Source organism: Luteimonas sp. MC1750 (assembly GCF_016615955.1).
Classification (GTDB): domain Bacteria; phylum Pseudomonadota; class Gammaproteobacteria; order Xanthomonadales; family Xanthomonadaceae; genus Luteimonas.
This window is the reverse complement of the sequence record NZ_CP067113.1, coordinates 1,868,622-1,882,233: the sequence shown is the minus strand read 5'-3', so window position 1 is coordinate 1,882,233 and position 13,612 is coordinate 1,868,622. Positions and strand designations below refer to the sequence as shown.

Genomic DNA, 13,612 nt, shown 5'->3' with positions numbered 1-13,612 from the left:
CTCAGTCCGGCGCGTGTTCCGGCGTGTCGGGCCGCGGCTCGGTCGCCGCCTTGGCCTCGCGCTCGGCGCGCTTCCTGGCGTCCTTCTCGTCCTGCTTCTTCTTCTTGGCCAGCTCGCGCTGGCGTTTTTCGAATGAGTAGTTGGGCTTTGCCATGGGTCACCGGAGGGGAACAGGACGCCCAGTGTACGAAAACGCGGCTCCGATGCAGCAGCCGCCGGCCGCGCCGGGGTCAGAACATCTGCAACGGTATGTTGCGGGCGTTCCGGTCGGCGTAGTCCTCGCGGATGGCGCGGCAGTAGGGCCCGGCCATGAGGAACCGGCGGCAGACCTCGGGGCGCGCGTCGTAGATCGAGCAGCCGCGGCCGGCCGGATCCACCGCCACGCACCAGCCGAACTCGTCGCGCGCCATGACGTGCAGCCCGGCGTCGGTGTAGTCGGTGAGGTGCTCGGCGATGTCATCGCCGGCCTGCAGCACCACGGTCATGCGGCAGCAGACGGCGTCGCAGCTCGCGCAGCTGATGGTGGCCGCGGGCGCGGGCGGAGCTTCGAGGGCGGGAATGTGGGACATCGTCACGGCGCGTGATAGGCCGTACACCCTACCGCGGCGCGGGTGAACCGCCGCCATGGAGCGGGCTGCCGATAGAATCGGTCCAGGCCTTCCGCGGGGAGGCAACCGGGGAATGGCCATGAAGGTCTGGATGCGCAACGTCGCGGCGGTGCTCGCGGGGCTGGTGGTTGGCAGCGTGGTCAACATGGCGATCATCGCGGTCGGGCCGGCCCTGGCACCGCCGCCGGTGGGCGTGGACACCACCACGGCCGAAGGGCTCAAGGCGGGCATCCACCTGTTCGAGCCCCGGCATTTCCTCGTCCCGTTCCTGGCGCACGCGCTGGGGACGCTGGCCGGCGCCTGCGTCGCCTTCCTGGTCGCCGGCAGCCACAGGGCGGCGTTCGCCTGGACCATCGGCGTGCTGTTCCTGGCCGGCGGGATCGTGGCCGCGGCCATGATCCCGGCCCCGGCGTGGTTTATCGCCGCCGACCTGCTGCTGGCCTACCTGCCGCCCGCGTGGCTGGCGATCGTGCTGGCCAGACGCATCGGCGGGTCCCGACGCGCCATCGCCTGACCGCGCGTGCCCGGGTCCCGTGCTGCTCCCGGGTGCCCGCTCCCCGCTAGCCGACCTCGACCCGCACCGGCCCGGCCCGCGTCTCGCCGATGACCGAGGCCCCGGCGAAGCCCTCGCGGTGGAAGATGTCCAGCACCTCGCCGAGCGCCTGCGGGGCGCATGACACGAGCAGTCCGCCCGAAGTCTGCGGATCGGTGAGCAGGTCGCGCGCGACCGTGTCGAGGTCCGCGCCGAGCTGCACGTGCTCGCCGCAGGCCGCCCAGTTGCGGGCGGACGCGCCGGTGACCACGCCGTCGGCGGCCAGTGCCTGCACGCCCGGCAGCCAGGGCAGGTCGTCGTAGCGCAGGCGCAGGGTGAGGCCCGCGCCGCGCGCCAGTTCGAGCGCATGGCCGAGCAGGCCGAAGCCGGTGACATCGGTCATCGCGTGCACGCCGTCCAGCGCGGCCAGCGCGATGCCCGGGGTGTTGAGACGGGTGGTGGCGTCGATCATGGCGCGATAGCCGGCAGCGTCGAGCCGGCCGCGCTTCAGCGCCGCGGACTGGATCCCCACGCCCAGCGGCTTGCCCAGCACCAGCAGGTCGCCGGGCCGCGCGTCGACGTTGCGGCGGATGCGGTCGGGATGGGCCAGGCCCATCGCGGCCAGGCCGTAGATCGGCTCCACCGAATCGATGCTGTGGCCGCCGGCGACCGGGATGCCCGCGGCGGCGCAGGCATCCTCGCCGCCGCGCAGGATCCCGGCGATCACCGCGTGCGGCAGCACGTTGACCGGCATCCCCACCAGCGCAAGCGCCATCACCGGCGTGCCGCCCATGGCGTAGACGTCGGACAGCGCGTTGGTGGCGGCGATGCGGCCGAAGTCGTAGGGATCGTCGACGATCGGCATGAAGAAGTCGGTGGTGGCGATCAGCGCCTGCTGGTCGTTGAGGCGGTAGACCGCGGCGTCGTCGGCGGTGTCGTTGCCGACCATCAGCTGCGGCCAGGCACGTGCCGGCGCCGAGCGCTTCAGCAGGTCGGCGAGCACGCCGGGCGCGATCTTGCAGCCGCAGCCGCCGCCGTGGGACAGCGAGGTGAGACGCGGAGCTTTGGTCGCGCCGGCGGGCGCAGGGGTATCTGCGGACATGCTGCACTCGGGTCGTTCGCGCGCGCGCGGCGCGGGATGGCGGAAGGCAACAGGAGTCGAACCTGCCTGGGAGCGGCTGACGCCCCCAACCGGGTTTGAAGCCCGGCCACGCCACCGGGCGCGCTTGCCTTCCATCGTGGTGTCCGCGTGACCCGCGGAGCCCGGGTCACGCTATCACAGGGGATCCGCGGCGGTGCCCAGCGCCCGCAGCCAGGCGCTGTCCGCGCGCACGACGTGGCTGTCGCGGACGCGACGGGTCAGGCCGGTGCGGTCGAAATGCTCCAGCAGCTGGATCGCGCGCTTGCGCCCCAGGCCGGTGGCATCGCGGAAGCCGGCGGCCGCCACCGCGCCGTCGTCGCAGGCCAGGCCGACCGCAAGCGCGGCGAGCGCCTGCATCCGCTCGCGGTGGTAGAACAGGTCGCGCACCACCTGGTGCGCCTCGCCCTGCAGGGCCAGCATGCGCAGCAGGCGGCGCACGCGCTCTTCGGGCGCGTCCTCGATGCGCGCGAGGTCGCGCACCCACGGCGGGTCAAAGCCGCCCGCATCCAGCGCTGCGAGCAGGCGCCGGGCCAGCGCGGCGTCGTCGGCATCCATCGCCACCGTATGCCCCGGCAGATGCAGCCAGGGTCCCTTGCGCTGGATGCGTCCGGCCGCCGCCAGCTCATCGAGGACGGCCTCCCAGAGTGCGGCGGACGCCGTGGGCAGGGCGATGCGCCGCAGGCGGGTGGCTTCGGGCCCCGGTTCGTCGGGCGCGTCGCGGTGGAAGTCGGCCAGCGCCTGTTCGATGCGGGCCTGCAGCGCGTGGCGCGGGCCATCGGCGATCGCGATCGGCGCGCCGCCGCGCGGCCTGAGCCAGCGCGCGTCCGGGGGCAGCTCGAGCTGTCCGGGCGGGCGGCTGGCCAGGCGCACCAGGGCCGCCTCGTCGATGCCGTGCGCGGCATCGCGGAGCAGCGCCGCGAGGCCGCCGCCGTCGAGCATCGCGGCGATCCCGTCCAGCCAGGCCAGGCGCTGCGGCGAGCGCCGGCGTCGCGTCGGCGCCTCCGGATCGAGCACGCGCCCGCCGCCGATGGTGCGGCTGGCCTGGGCGTCGCGGAGGATGAAGCGGTCGCCGGGCGCAGCGCACAGCGCCTCGTCGACCACCAGCTGAACGAGGCCCGTCGTCCCGGGGGCCACGCCCGCGTCCGCCAGCGGCACCGCGTGCGCCAGCCGGCGTGCGGTGCCCAGGTGCAGGTGGACCGGCGCCCAGTTGCCCAGCGTGGCAGCGGCGGCATCCAGCAGCTGCAGTTCGACATCGAGGTTGCGCGTGGGCCGGAACGCGCGCGCGTCGGCGATCCAGTCGCCGCGTTCGATCGCGTCGCGCCCGGTGCCGGCAAGGTTCAGCGCGCAGCGCTGGCCGGCGCGCGCCTCGGGGCTCGGCTGGCTCTGGGCATGGATGGACCGCACCCGCACCGGCGTGCCCGCCGGCGCGAGCACCAGCCGTGCGCCCTCGTCACCCGCCTGGGTGCGGCCGCCGAACACCGTCCCGGTGACCATCGTGCCGTGGCCGGGCAGGGTGAAGACGCGGTCCACGGCCAGGCGGAACAGTCCCCCGGCATCACGCCCGGGTGCCGTGCGCGCCTCGTGTTCCAGGTGCCGGCGCAGCGCCGCGACGCCCGGGTCGCCATCCGCCGCGGCGTCGGTGGCGAACATCGGCGCACCGGCCAGCGGTCCGTCCTGCAGCAGCGCGGCGACATCGGCGCGCACCTGGTCGACCCGCCCGGCATCGACCCGGTCCGCCTTGCTGATCGCGACTGCGCCGCGCGCCACGCCCAGCAGCCCGAGGATGGCCAGGTGTTCGCGGGTCTGCGGCATCACGCCGTCGTCGGCGGCCACCACCAGCAGGCCGAAGTCGATGCCGCAGGCGCCGGCGGCCATGGTGTGCACCAGCTTCTCGTGGCCGGGCACGTCGACATAGCCGAGCACCCCGCCGTCCGGCAGGGGCGCATAGGCGTAGCCGAGCTCGATCGAGATGCCGCGCGCCTGCTCCTCCTTCAGCCGGTCGGTCTCGACCCCGGTCAGGGCCCGCACCAGTCGGGTCTTGCCGTGGTCGATATGCCCGGCGGTGCCGACGATCACGCGCGCAGCGCCGCCAGTTGCGCGGCGAAGGCGGCTTCGTCGGACTCCTCCAGGCAGCGCAGGTCGAGCCAGAGCGCATCGTCGGCGATGCGCCCGATCACCGGGCGCGGCAGGCCGCGCAGCGACTGGCCCAGGCCGGCGAGGGCGCGCCCGCGTCCGCGAGCCGCCGCGGGGCGCAGCACCAGGCCGTGGCTGGGCAGCGCTTCGACCGGCATCGCCCCGCTGCCGATCTGGCTCGCCATGGCCGCGTCGCCGACCATCCACGCCGGTCCCAGCGCGGCCTGCAACGGCGCGACCAGGCGCAGCGCCTGGGCGTGCATGGCGGCGGGGCGACGCAGCAGCAGGCGCAGGGTGGTCAGGCGTTCGGGCAGGTGTTCGGGCGCGCGGTACAGGGCCAGCACCGGCTCCAGCGCGGCCAGGGTGAGCTTGCCCACGCGCAGCGCGCGCTTGAGCGGATTCCGGCGGATCTTCCCGACCAGGTCGGCGCTGCCCACGATCAGGCCGGCCTGCGGGCCGCCGAGCAGCTTGTCGCCGCTGAAGGTCACCAGGTCGGCGCCGGCTTCGAGGGTCTCGCGCACGGTCGGCCCGTGCGGCAGGCCCCAGCGCGCCGGATCCACCAGCGAGCCGCTGCCCAGGTCCACGCCAACCGGCAGGCCACGTGCGTGCGCGATCTCCGCCAGGGCCGGCGTGTCCACGCTGCTGGTGAAGCCGGTGATCGCGTAGTTGCTGCAGTGCACCTTCATCAGCATGGCGGTGCGCGGACCGATGGCGCCGGCGTAGTCGCCGGGATGGGTCCGGTTGGTGGTCCCGACCTCGACCAGCTTCGCCCCGGCGCGCGACATGATGTCCGGCACGCGGAAGGCGCCGCCGATCTCGACCAGCTCGCCGCGCGACACCACCACTTCGCGGCGGTTGGCCAGCGAATTGAGCATCAGCAGCACTGCGGCGGCGTTGTTGTTGACCACGGTCGCGGCTTCGGCGCCGGTGAGTTCGCACAGCAGGGCTTCGACCAGGTCGTCGCGGTCGCCGCGCGCGCCGCGCTCGAGGTCGTACTCCAGCGCCATCGGCGAGGACAGGGCCTGGACCACCGACTGCACGGCGACGTCCGGCAGCACGGCGCGGCCGAGGTTGGTGTGCAGCACGGTGCCGGTGAGGTTGTAGACCGCGCGCAGGCGCGGGCGCGCGGCGCGCTCCAGCGTTGCGCCGAGATCTTCGGCGAGCGTGGCGGGCGCCAGCGCGGCGTGCCGGAGCGTCCCCGCCCGCGCCTCGTCGCGCAGCGCCTGCAGTCGTGCGCGCAGCGCCGAGGTCACGCCAGCCAGTCCGTGCGCGGTGGCCAGGGCCGCGATCGCCGGATCCTTCAGCAGGCGGTCGAGCGAGGGAATGTCGCTCGCGCCCGCCGCTGCGTCGTCGTCGGGCACGGTCACGGTCAGTCCCCGCTGTCCTGCCACAGCAGCGGATTGCCGCTGCGGCGCGCATAGGCTTCGTCGCCCATCAGCATGTCGAGCGCCAGGCTGCCGAGGTCATCGGCCACCGGCTCCATGAAGGGATCGGTGTCCTGGTAGAAGATCTTGCGGTAGCTGCGGCAGCCATCGCAGGTCTCGGCCTTGACGCCTTCGCGGCCGCCTTCGATGTAGTGGTAGGCGATGTCCCGGGTGCCGGCGCAGTGCGAGCACTTCACCCGCTCCAGGTGCCATTCGCAGCTGCACAGCGGGCAGCACAGGTAGCGGTAGCCGTCATGCGCGCCGCCGATGCGCACCACGCTCGCCACCGGCGGCGTGCCGCAGGTGGGGCAGAGGCCGAAGGCACCGACCGGCAGCTGCGCCTCCTGCAGCCCCGAGGCCATCGCGGTCCAGTAGACCTGCAGGGCGGCCATGACGAAGGGCGCGGGCGCCACGTCGGCACCCTCGACGCGCCCGGCCAGGAGGCCATCGGCGATCTGCTCGACGCGCTCGGGCATCGCGTCGAGCGCGCGCGCGAGCGCGGTGCAGGCCTCGACCGCCTGCGCCGGCGTCCCGGGGTCGGACGCGACTTCGTCCAGCAGTCCGGCGAGCACGGCCCGCCACGCCGGGTCGCGCGCCAGGCTGGTGGCCGGCAGCGGCGGCATGTCGTGCCTGCGGGCCTCGGCCAGCGCGCCGGCATCGACCTCCGGGGCGATGAACACCTTCAGCGCGCGCTGCTGCGCATCCGCCAGGCGCGCCATCAGCAGCAGGTAGTCGCCGACCGTGCTCGACGCTGCCAGCTGGCGCAGGCGCGTGGCGCGATCGGAGAACACGCCGGCGCGTTCGGGGATGCGCAGGCGCGGGATGCGGGTGTGGTCGAGGTTTTCGATCTCGCCTCGCGGCAGGATGCGCGGCACGGTGCCTCCTTCGGAGCGTGAAAAAAGGACGGCGCGCCGGGGGCGCGCCGGTCTGCCCACGTCGGGGCAGGTTAGGGCATCGGTGCCGGCCGGGGCAAAGGCCGCGGCCGGCCCGCGCTCAGTCCCGCTGGGAGTCGCGGTCGATGTCGCGCAGCCATGCGCGGTGGTGTTTCCAGGCCCAGCCGCGGCTGACCCGGCCGCGGACCATGGCGCCCATCGAACCCTTGACCCAGAACGCCGAATAGGCGTGGAAGATGATCATGCAGATGATCACCGTGGCCAGGATCGCGTGCAGCACCGAGGCGATGCGGACCAGGACGATCGGGAAGGCCGGCGCGAACCACGGCTGCCACATCGCGATGCCGGTCAGCAGCAGCCCGAGCATGCACAGCACCAGGCCCCAGAACAGCAGCTTCTGCCCGGCGTTGTAGCGCCCCACCTCCGGCAGGCGCTCCTCGCGCCCGGCGACCACGTCGTCGATCTGCCGCAGCCACTGGCGGTCGCGCGCGTCGACCCGGTTCGAGCCGCGCATGTGCCAGGCGAAGACGATGAACACCAGGAACATGAAGACGCCGAAGAACGGGTGCAGCACGCGCGTCCACGGCCCACCGCCGAACAGGGCGTAGAGCCACGCCATGGCCGGGTGGTACAGCGCCAGCCCCGACAGGCCGGCCAGCACGAAGCCGATCGCCACCAGCCAGTGGTTGGTGCGCTCGTTGGCGGTGTAGCGCACGACTTCGCGCGGATGCCCGCCCTGGATGCGCTCAGTCATGGCGGTGTGCCTCCTCGCGTGCGCGCTGCAGGCTGCCTGGCGGGTAATCGCCCGCAGGCGGACCGTCGCCCAGCGAGGTCGCAGCCTCCTGCTCGTCCACTTCGCTCACCGTCTGGCGCCCGGTGCGGATGAAGTGGAAGAAGCCGACGAAGGCGGTGAGCGCCATCGCCGCCAGGCCGATCGGCTTGGCCACGCCCTTCCACAGCGCCACCATCGGGCTGATCGTCGGATTCTCCGGCAGGCCGCTGTACAGCCCCGGCCTGTCGGCGTGGTGCAGCACGTACATCACGTGGGTGCCGCCGACGCCCTGCGGGTCGTACAGGCCGGCGTTGTCGAAGCCGCGCGACTTCAGGTCGACGATGCGCCCCGCGGCGTGGTCGGTCATCGCCTCCTTGGTGCCGAACACGATCGCGCCGGTCGGGCAGACCTTGGCGCAGGCCGGGGACTGGCCCACGGCCACGCGGTCCGAGCACAGCGTGCACTTGTAGGCCTTGTTGTCCTTCTTCGAGATGCGCGGGACGTCGAACGGACAGCCGGTGATGCAGTAGCCGCAGCCGATGCAGTTCTCCTCGTGGAAATCCACGATGCCGTTGGCGTACTGGATGATCGCACCCGGCGCCGGGCAGGCCTTGAGGCAGCCCGGGTCCTCGCAGTGCATGCAGCCGTCCTTGCGGATCAGCCACTCGAGGCCGCCGTCGTCGCGCTCGTGCTCGGCGAAGCGCATCACCGTCCACGACTGCGGCGTGAGGTCGGCGGGGTTGTCGTAGGCGCCGATGTTCTCGCCGACCTCGTCGCGCAGGTCGTTCCACTCCATGCACGCCGCCTGGCAGGCCTTGCAGCCGATGCACTTGGAGGTGTCGATCAGCTTGGCGACCGAGCCGCCGGCGTGCGGCTCGCGCGCGCCGGGCGGCTCCCAGGTGGTCGCGGAGCGCCGCTTGATGTCGAGTGATTGCAGTGCCATCGCCGCGCTCCTATGCCTTTTCCACGTTCACGAGGAACGACTTGAACTCGGGTGTCTGCGAGTTGCCGTCGCCCACCGAGGGCGTGAGGGTGTTGGCCAGGTAGCCGGGCTTGGCGACCCCGGTGAAGCCCCAGTGGATCGGGATGCCGACATGGTGCACGGTCTTGCCGTCGACCTTGAGCGCGCGGATGCGCTTGGTGACCACGGCCACCGCCTCGATGTGGCCGCGCATGGACGAGACGCGCACGCGCTCGCCGTTGGCCACGCCGATCTGGTGCGCCAGCCCTTCGCCGATCTCGACGAACTGCTCGGGCTGCAGGATCGCGTTGAGCGGGACGTGCTTGGTCCAGTAGTGGAAGTGCTCGGTCAGGCGGTAGGTGGTGCCGACGAAGGGGAAGTCCTTTACCGTGCCCATGGTCGCGAGGTCGCTCTCGAACACGCGTGCAGCCGGGTTGCTGGTGGCGCCGGGGGTGTCCGGGTTCAGCGGGTTGTAGCCGAGCGGGGTCTCGAACGGCTCGTAGTGCTCGGGGAACGGGCCCTCGGCCATCCCGTCGCGGGCGAAGAAGCGCGCCACGCCCTCGGGATTCATGATGAAGGGCCCCATGCCGCCGGCGGGATCCTCGTCGGCCTTGAAGTCCGGCACGTCGGAGCCGACCCAGGCGGTTCCGTTCCAGGCCACGAGGGCGCGGGTCGGATCGAAGGGCCTGCCCGTGGGGTCGGCGGAGGCGCGGTTGTACAGGATGCGGCGGTTGGCCGGCCAGGCCCAGGCCCACTTGAGGGTCTGGCCGATGCCGGTCGGATCGCTGTTGTCGCGCCGCGCCATCATGTTGCCGTCCTGGGTCCAGCAGCCGGCATAGATCCAGCAGCCGCTGGCGGTGCTGCCGTCGTCGCGCAGCTCGCCGAAGCCGGACACCTGCTCGCCCTTGCGGCGGGTGATGCGGGTCGGGTCGCGCGGGTCGGCCAGGTCCTGGAGCGCGCGGCCGTTGTACTCCATCGCCAGCTCGGTGGCGCTGGGGTGCGCGGGCTGGGCGTAGTTCCAGGCCAGGTTGACGATCGGATCCGGGAACGCGCCGCCCTCGGTGTTGTACAGCTCGCGGATGCGCAGGTGCAGCCCGGCCATGATCTCGATGTCGGGCTTGGCGGTGCCTGGCGGCTCGGCGCCCTTCCAGTGCCACTGCAGCCACCGGCCGGAATTCACCAGCGCGCCTTCCTCTTCCGCGAAGCAGGTGGTCGGCAGGCGGAAGACCTCGGTCTGGATCGCCGAGGAATCGACGTCGTGGTGCTTGCCGTGGTTCTTCCAGAACTCCGAGGTGTCGGTCACCAGCGGGTCCATGATCACCATGAACTTCAGCTTCGACAGCGCCGAGACCATCTTGGCCTTGTTCGGCGCCGCCGCCAGCGGGTTGAAGCCCTGGCAGATGTAGCCGTTGACCTTGCCCTGGTCCATCAGCTCGTAGGTCTGGAGCATGTCGTAGGGCTTGTCGAGCTTGGGCAGGTAGTCGAAGGCCCAGTCGTTCTCCGCCGTCGCCGCGTCGCCCCACCAGGTCTTCATCAGGCTGACGTGGAACTTGGCGTAGTGCTGCCAGTAGCTGAGCTGGTTCTCGCGCAGGGGTTTCAGCGTGCGCGAGGCGATATAGGTGCCGTAGTCCTGCTCGTGCTCGTTGGGCAGGGTCATGTAGCCCGGCAGCAGGTTCGACATCAGCCCGAGGTCGGTGAGTCCCTGGATGTTGGAATGGCCGCGCAGCGCGTTCATGCCGCCGCCGGCCGCGCCGATGTTGCCCAGCAGCAGCTGCAGCATCGCGCCGGTGCGGATGATCTGCGAGCCGATCGAGTGCTGGGTCCAGCCCAGCGCGTAGAGGATCGTCGCCACGCGGTCGGGGCGGGCGGTCGACGCAAGCATGTCCAGGACCGTGTGGAACTGCTCCTGCGTGGTCCCGCAGACCCGCTCGACCATCTCCGGCGTGTAGCGCGCGTAGTGCTTCCTCAGCAGCTGGTAGACGCAGCGCGGGTGCTGCAGCGTGGGATCGGTGACGACGTAGCCGTCGTCGCCGCGCTCGTAGTCCCAGGTCGCCTTGTCGTAGCGCCGGCGGTCGGCGTCATAGCCCGAGTAGATGCCGCCGTCGAAGGCGAAGTCCTCGCGCACGACGAAGGACATGTCCGTGTAGTTGCGGACGTACTCGTGGTGGATCCGGTCAGTCTCGAGCAGGTTGCTGATGGCCGCGCCCAGGAACACGATGTCCGTGCCGGTGCGGATCGGGGCGTAGTAGTCCGCGACCGATGCCGAGCGGTTGAAGCGCGGATCGACCACGATCAGCTTGGCGGCGTTGTGCGCCTTGGCTTCAGTGACCCACTTGAACCCGCAGGGATGGGCCTCGGCTGCATTGCCGCCCATGATCAGGATCACGTCCGCGTTCTTGATGTCGACCCAATGGTTCGTCATCGCTCCACGGCCAAACGTCGGGGCAAGACCTGCCACCGTCGGGCCGTGTCAAACGCGGGCCTGGTTGTCGAATGCGAGAAGGCCGAGGCTGCGCGCGACCTTGTGGGTGATGTAGGCGGTCTCGTTGCTGGTGGCCGAGGCCGCCAGCATGCCGGTGGTGAGCCAGCGGTTGACCGTGCGGCCTTCGGGCGTCTGCGCGACGAAGTTCGCGTCGCGATCGTCCTTCATCAGGCGCGCGATGCGGTCAAGCGCGTCGTTCCAGCTGATCGGCTGCCACGTGTCCGAGCCGGGCGCCCGGTATTCGGGCTGCTTCAGCCGGTTGGGGCTGTGGATGAAGTCGATCAGCCCGGCGCCCTTCGGACACAGCGTGCCGCGGTTCACCGGATGGTCCGGATCGCCCTCGATATGGACGATGGCGGCCGCGGAATTCTTGGCGCCGTCACCCAGCCCGTAGAGGAGCAGGCCGCAGGCAACCGAACAGTAGGGACAGGTGTTCCGGGTCTCGGTCATGCGCGCCAGCTTGAACTGGCGGACTTCGGCCATGGCCGGCGCAGGACTGGCGCCGAGCAGCGCCAGGCTGGAGCCTGCCAGGCCGGTGCCCGAGACCTTGAGGAACTGCCGTCGATTCATGCTGACCATGAAGCGATCCTCGCGTGGTGGTGGCGGGTCGGCCGTGTTTCCGGCCGCCGTGGTGTGCCCTCGTGATGCAGGCAGGCACGGCCCAGCATAGTCCGCGCCGCAGGCCGGGTAAACGCGTGCAGGATCGCGACAATGCGGTGGGCCGCGTCCGGCGCCGCCCATTAAGATGCGGCGAATCCTCTGCGCGCGACGCCATGGCCCAGTCACCCGATCGCGATCCCTATCCCGATGCACTGCGCGCCTGCGCGCTGCTGGTGGTGGTGCTGGGGCACTGGGTCGCGACGCTGCCGCGGCTGGTCGACGGCCGGCTGGTCGAGACCGACCACCTGCTCGGCATCTGGGACGCGGCCGGCGTGTTGACCTGGCTGGTGCAGGTGGTGCCGCTGTTCGTCTTCGTGTCGGCGGCGGTGAGCGCGGGCAGCGTGGAGCGGCGGCTGCGGGACGGACGGCAGGCCCAGTGGTGGGCGGCGCGCGCGCTCGGGCTGGCGCGGCCGACCGTCACCTACCTGGCGGCGCTGGTGCTGCTGGCCGCGCTGTCGCTGTTCACCGGCGGACGCCTGCTGGCCGTCTTCAACCAGTCGCTGACCATCCACCTCTGGTTCCTGCTGATGCTGCTGACGGTGCAGGCGCTGCTGCCCTGGTGCCTGCGCCTGGATGCGCGCTTCGGCCTGCGCGCCGTGCTTGGCCTGGTGGCCGTGGCGGCGGTGCTCGACGTGGTGCGCGCGCAGGCCTGGACGCCGCAGGCGCTGCGCTGGCTGGGCCGCGGCGTTGCCGACAGCGCGGCCGGCATCGCCTGGATCAACATGCTGCTGGTCTGGCTGGTGCCGCAGCAGCTGGGCATCGCGTGGAAGCGCGGGCGCTTCGGCGGCGTGCGCGCAGGCGTGGGCCTGCTGCTGCTGGGCACGGCGTGGCTCGCCCTGGCGATGGCCAGCGGCTATCCGGTGGCGATGGTGGGCGTGGCGCTGGCGGGCAACAACATGCTGCCGCCGACGCTGGCCCTGGTCGGCGTCATGTGGCTGCAGGCCGGCGCGGTGCTCGCCTTCGAACCGCTGGCGCGCCGGCTGCTGGCCGGGCGCGCGCTGGGGCGCGTGATCGCGGTGCTGGGCGCGCTCGGCATGCCGCTGTACCTGTGGCACAAGCTGGCCGAACTCCCGGCCGCCTGGCTGGGCGAGCGCCTGGGCCTGCCGATCGACGCCGGCAGTCCCGGCGAGCCGGGGTTCTGGCTCGGCCGGCTGGGTTGGATCGCGCTGTGCCTGCTGGTCGTGGCACCGCTGGTCGCGCTCGTGGTCCGCTTCGAACTGCGACGCACGCGCGAGGTGCCCGCGGTGGAGGCCCTGCGGCCAACGCTGGCCGGCGGACTCGTGCTGTACCTCGGCCTCGCGTCGGCGCTGGTCTGGGGCGTCTGGCCGGGCGCCGTCGTCGGGCTGGCGTGCGTGGCGCTCGCGTCCCGGCAGCTCCGGAGGCGCGGCAATGGCTGAGTCCGTCCATCGCCAGCGACTGGCCCGCGGGATTTCGATCCTGTGCCATCCCGTGCCCTTGATGGCGGTGGCGTCGGCCGTGGCGACAGGGGCCGGCGCTCCCTCCGGGCTGCAACGCCAGGTGCTGGCCAGCGTCGCGCTCGCAGCAGGCGCGGTGATGCTGTACAGCGTTGCCAAGGCACGCTCGGGGCGCTGGGCGCACATCGATGCTTCGCAGCGGCACGAACGCGCCGAGTTCAACCGCTTCGCGTCATGGCTGTTCTTCGGGCTCGCGCTCGCGCTCGCGGCCGCCGGCGCGCATCGCGACGTGGTGGTCGCGGTCGCCCTGCCGGGCGCGATCGTGCTCGGGGGCCGCCTCCTGCACGGGCGGCTGAAGAGTTCGCTGCATGTCGCGTTTGCCGCATTCGCTGCCGGCATCGCCTGGCCCCACGCCCTGGCATCGGGCCTGCTACTCGCCGCGATGCTGGCGGTGGCATGGTCGCGGTGGGTGCTCGGCCGTCATGTGGCCGCCGAGCTGCTTTCTGGCGCGGGGCTAGGACTGGCGGCGGGCGTCGCCTTCCAGGTCACCACCCGCGCCTAGGGACCGCACTCGCGCTCCGCGCCACCCCA

Annotated in this window: 12 protein-coding genes and 1 tRNA gene; 3 read left to right on the top strand and 10 right to left on the bottom strand. The window is 72.1% G+C overall.

What is annotated here, in order from left to right; genetic code table 11:
* Position 1 precedes the first annotated feature (1 nt).
* On the bottom strand, positions 2-154 hold the full coding sequence (locus tag JGR68_RS08760) for a hypothetical protein (RefSeq protein ID WP_199361825.1): 153 nt from the start codon (positions 152-154) through the stop codon (positions 2-4).
* A gap of 76 nt (positions 155-230) precedes the next feature.
* Positions 231-569 carry a YkgJ family cysteine cluster protein gene (locus JGR68_RS08755; RefSeq protein ID WP_199361826.1) on the bottom strand — a complete coding sequence of 113 codons (339 nt, stop codon included), beginning with the start codon at positions 567-569 and terminating at the stop codon, positions 231-233.
* 118 nt (positions 570-687) lie between these two features.
* On the opposite strand from JGR68_RS08755, the gene JGR68_RS08750 reads away from it, so the two are divergent.
* A complete protein-coding gene (locus tag JGR68_RS08750) occupies positions 688-1,122 on the top strand; it encodes a hypothetical protein (RefSeq protein ID WP_199392323.1) in 435 nt (144 codons plus the stop codon).
* Positions 1,123-1,168: 46 nt separating this feature from the next.
* Here the strand turns inward: JGR68_RS08750 and selD are convergent, their stop codons facing one another.
* The 8 genes from selD to fdnG all read right to left on the bottom strand — a co-directional run bounded on the left by selD (position 1,169) and on the right by fdnG (position 11,525).
* On the bottom strand, positions 1,169-2,242 hold the full coding sequence (gene selD / locus JGR68_RS08745; RefSeq protein ID WP_199361828.1) for a selenide, water dikinase SelD: 1,074 nt from the start codon (positions 2,240-2,242) through the stop codon (positions 1,169-1,171).
* A gap of 37 nt (positions 2,243-2,279) precedes the next feature.
* Positions 2,280-2,375: transfer RNA gene (locus JGR68_RS08740), tRNA-Sec, on the bottom strand.
* A 41-nt stretch (positions 2,376-2,416) separates the two neighbouring features.
* Entirely contained in the window at positions 2,417-4,357 is a 1,941-nt protein-coding gene (gene selB, locus JGR68_RS08735) for a selenocysteine-specific translation elongation factor (RefSeq protein ID WP_199361829.1), read from the bottom strand.
* Complete coding sequence (selA, locus tag JGR68_RS08730; protein ID WP_234446473.1) at positions 4,354-5,781, bottom strand: L-seryl-tRNA(Sec) selenium transferase; 1,428 nt, start codon at positions 5,779-5,781, stop codon at positions 4,354-4,356. Before selA ends, selB begins: the two co-directional genes overlap by 4 nt.
* Before the next feature lie 2 nt (positions 5,782-5,783).
* Positions 5,784-6,713, bottom strand: coding sequence for a formate dehydrogenase accessory protein FdhE (gene fdhE / locus JGR68_RS08725; RefSeq protein WP_199361830.1), 930 nt, complete (start codon positions 6,711-6,713; stop codon positions 5,784-5,786).
* A gap of 118 nt (positions 6,714-6,831) precedes the next feature.
* Positions 6,832-7,485, bottom strand: coding sequence for a formate dehydrogenase subunit gamma (locus JGR68_RS08720; RefSeq protein ID WP_199361831.1), 654 nt, complete (start codon positions 7,483-7,485; stop codon positions 6,832-6,834).
* Positions 7,478-8,446, bottom strand: coding sequence for a formate dehydrogenase subunit beta (gene fdxH / locus JGR68_RS08715; protein ID WP_199361832.1), 969 nt, complete (start codon positions 8,444-8,446; stop codon positions 7,478-7,480). Before fdxH ends, JGR68_RS08720 begins: the two co-directional genes overlap by 8 nt.
* Before the next feature lie 10 nt (positions 8,447-8,456).
* Positions 8,457-11,525, bottom strand: a complete 3,069-nt coding sequence (fdnG, locus tag JGR68_RS08710; protein ID WP_199361833.1) for a formate dehydrogenase-N subunit alpha — start codon at positions 11,523-11,525, stop codon at positions 8,457-8,459.
* Positions 11,526-11,719: 194 nt separating this feature from the next.
* On the opposite strand from fdnG, the gene JGR68_RS08705 reads away from it, so the two are divergent.
* Together JGR68_RS08705 and JGR68_RS08700 are read left to right on the top strand one after the other, a co-directional pair.
* Positions 11,720-13,003, top strand: coding sequence for an acyltransferase family protein (locus JGR68_RS08705; protein WP_199361834.1), 1,284 nt, complete (start codon positions 11,720-11,722; stop codon positions 13,001-13,003).
* Positions 12,996-13,583, top strand: coding sequence for a hypothetical protein (locus tag JGR68_RS08700; protein ID WP_199361835.1), 588 nt, complete (start codon positions 12,996-12,998; stop codon positions 13,581-13,583). Before JGR68_RS08705 ends, JGR68_RS08700 begins: the two co-directional genes overlap by 8 nt.
* The last annotated feature ends 29 nt before the right edge of the window (positions 13,584-13,612 follow it).

Coding starts and splice junctions, on each gene's coding strand:
- JGR68_RS08760 (WP_199361825.1), bottom strand. CDS start 154: ATGGCAAAGCCCAACTACTCATTCGAAAAACGCCAGCGCGAGCTGGCC.
- JGR68_RS08755 (WP_199361826.1), bottom strand. CDS start 569: ATGTCCCACATTCCCGCCCTCGAAGCTCCGCCCGCGCCCGCGGCCACC.
- JGR68_RS08750 (WP_199392323.1), top strand. CDS start 688: ATGAAGGTCTGGATGCGCAACGTCGCGGCGGTGCTCGCGGGGCTGGTG.
- selD (WP_199361828.1), bottom strand. CDS start 2,242: ATGTCCGCAGATACCCCTGCGCCCGCCGGCGCGACCAAAGCTCCGCGT.
- JGR68_RS08720 (WP_199361831.1), bottom strand. CDS start 7,485: ATGACTGAGCGCATCCAGGGCGGGCATCCGCGCGAAGTCGTGCGCTAC.
- fdxH (WP_199361832.1), bottom strand. CDS start 8,446: ATGGCACTGCAATCACTCGACATCAAGCGGCGCTCCGCGACCACCTGG.
- JGR68_RS08705 (WP_199361834.1), top strand. CDS start 11,720: ATGGCCCAGTCACCCGATCGCGATCCCTATCCCGATGCACTGCGCGCC.
- JGR68_RS08700 (WP_199361835.1), top strand. CDS start 12,996: ATGGCTGAGTCCGTCCATCGCCAGCGACTGGCCCGCGGGATTTCGATC.